Origin of the sequence: Youngimonas ophiurae (nom. illeg.) (assembly GCF_049803795.1) — a bacterium.
GTDB lineage: Bacteria > Pseudomonadota > Alphaproteobacteria > Rhodobacterales > Rhodobacteraceae > Thalassobius.
Genome location: NZ_JBNAGJ010000002.1, coordinates 1 through 2500, shown reverse-complemented (window position 1 = coordinate 2500; position 2500 = coordinate 1). Strand labels below are relative to the sequence as shown.

2 rRNA genes (1 of these 2 cut by a window edge) are annotated in these 2500 nt (G+C 52.6%); both read left to right on the top strand.

What is annotated here, in order from left to right:
- Positions 1 to 2254: ribosomal RNA gene (locus tag ACP15O_RS04455) — 23S ribosomal RNA — on the top strand (it extends 610 nt beyond the left edge of the window).
- A 94-nt stretch (positions 2255 to 2348) separates the two neighbouring features.
- Positions 2349 to 2463 (top strand): 5S ribosomal RNA (gene rrf / locus ACP15O_RS04450).
- The last annotated feature ends 37 nt before the right edge of the window (positions 2464 to 2500 follow it).

Sequence of the window (2500 nt, the reverse complement as noted above, 5' to 3'; positions counted from 1 at the left end):
TCTCACGTGCAAGCTTAAGCCGATAGGTGTAGGCGCAGCGAAAGCGAGTCTTAATAGGGCGTCGAGTTCGTGGGATCAGACCCGAAACCGAGTGATCTAGGCATGACCAGGCTGAAGGTAAGGTAACACTTACTGGAGGGCCGAACCCACACCTGTTGAAAAAGGTCGGGATGAGTTGTGCCTAGGGGTGAAAGGCCAATCAAACTCGGAGATAGCTGGTTCTCCGCGAAATCTATTTAGGTAGAGCGTCATCCGAATACCCCGGGGGGTAGAGCACTGGATGGGTAATGGGGCCCCACAGGCTTACTGATCCTAACCAAACTCCGAATACCCGGGAGTACTAGATGGCAGACACACCACGGATGCTAACGTCCGTGGTGGAGAGGGAAACAACCCTGACCTCCAGCTAAGGCCCCTAATTCATGGCTAAGTGGGAAAGCAGGTGAGACGACCAAAACAACCAGGAGGTTGGCTTAGAAGCAGCCATCCTTTAAAGATAGCGTAACAGCTCACTGGTCTAAATAAGTTGTCTTGCGGCGAAGATGTAACGGGGCTCAAGCCATGAGCCGAAGCTGAGGATGCACATAGTGCATGGTAGCGGAGCGTAGTGTGACATAGCACTGATCTTTATTATCGCCAAAGGTCTTGGCGCAGGTAACTGTGCTCAAGTAGCCGAAGGCGGTAGCACAAGATCAAGTGCTTTCTGTGAAGCCGGGCTGTAAGGCATCCGGTGGAGAGATCACTAGTGAGAATGATGACATGAGTAGCGACAAACAGTGTGAGAGACACTGTCGCCGAAAGTCCAAGGGTTCCTGCTTAAAGCTAATCTGAGCAGGGTAAGCCGGCCCCTAAGGCGAGGCAGAAATGCGTAGTCGATGGGAATCAGGTTAATATTCCTGAGCCGTGGAGTGGTGACGGATCGTGAAGGTAGTTCAATCTTATCGGATTGATTGGGCTGCTGATCGGTTCCTGGAAATAGCCCTCCTATAAGACCGTACCCTAAACCGACACAGGTGGACTGGTAGAGAATACCAAGGCGCTTGAGAGAACTATGTTGAAGGAACTCGGCAAAATACCTCCGTAAGTTCGCGAGAAGGAGGCCCGGTTTCTACGCAAGTATTGACTGGGGGCACAAACCAGGGGGTGGCGACTGTTTACTAAAAACACAGGGCTCTGCGAAGTCGCAAGACGACGTATAGGGTCTGACGCCTGCCCGGTGCTTGAAGGTTAAAAGGAGAGGTGAGAGCCTTGAATTGAAGCCCAAGTAAACGGCGGCCGTAACTATGACGGTCCTAAGGTAGCGAAATTCCTTGTCGGGTAAGTTCCGACCTGCACGAATGGCGTAACGACTTCCCCGCTGTCTCCAACATAGACTCAGCGAAATTGAATTGCCTGTCAAGATGCAGGCTTCCCGCGGTTAGACGGAAAGACCCCGTGCACCTTTACTACAGCTTCACACTGGCATCAGGCCAAGCATGTGCAGGATAGGTGGTGGGCTTTGAAACCAGGACGCCAGTCCTGGTGGAGCCTCCCTTGAGATACCACCCTTGCTTTGCTTGATGTCTAACCGCGGTCCGTTATCCGGATCCGGGACCCTGTGTGGCGGGTAGTTTGACTGGGGCGGTCGCCTCCTAAAGAGTAACGGAGGCGCGCGAAGGTTGGCTCAGAGCGGTCGGAAATCGCTCGTTGAGTGCAATGGCAGAAGCCAGCCTGACTGCAAGACTGACAAGTCGAGCAGAGTCGAAAGACGGCCATAGTGATCCGGTGGTCCCGTGTGGAAGGGCCATCGCTCAACGGATAAAAGGTACGCCGGGGATAACAGGCTGATACTGCCCAAGAGTCCATATCGACGGCAGTGTTTGGCACCTCGATGTCGGCTCATCTCATCCTGGGGCTGGAGCAGGTCCCAAGGGTACGGCTGTTCGCCGTTTAAAGAGGTACGTGAGCTGGGTTTAGAACGTCGTGAGACAGTTCGGTCCCTATCTGCCGTGGGTGTAGGATACTTGAGAGGAGTTGCCCCTAGTACGAGAGGACCGGGGTGAACGTTCCACTGGTGGACCAGTTATCGTGCCAACGGTAGTGCTGGGTAGCTATGAACGGACAGGATAACCGCTGAAGGCATCTAAGCGGGAAGCCCCCCTCAAAACAAGGTATCCCTGAGGACCGTGGTAGACCACCACGTCGATAGGCCGGAGATGTAAGTGCAGCAATGCATTCAGTTGACCGGTACTAATGGTCCGATAGGCTTGATTTGATCCAGTAACAGCAAGACTAGTTACTCAATCATATCAAAAGCATACACAACACAATGTACAGCGTACTGACTTGGACACTTGGTTATTACTCGGTTTGGTGGTCATAGCAGAAGCAAAACACCCGATCCCTTCCCGAACTCGGAAGTTAAGTGCTCTAACGCCAATGGTACTGCATCTTAAGGTGTGGGAGAGTAGGTAACCGCCAAACCTAGTAATAACCAAACTATGATCCCTCTAAATAGATG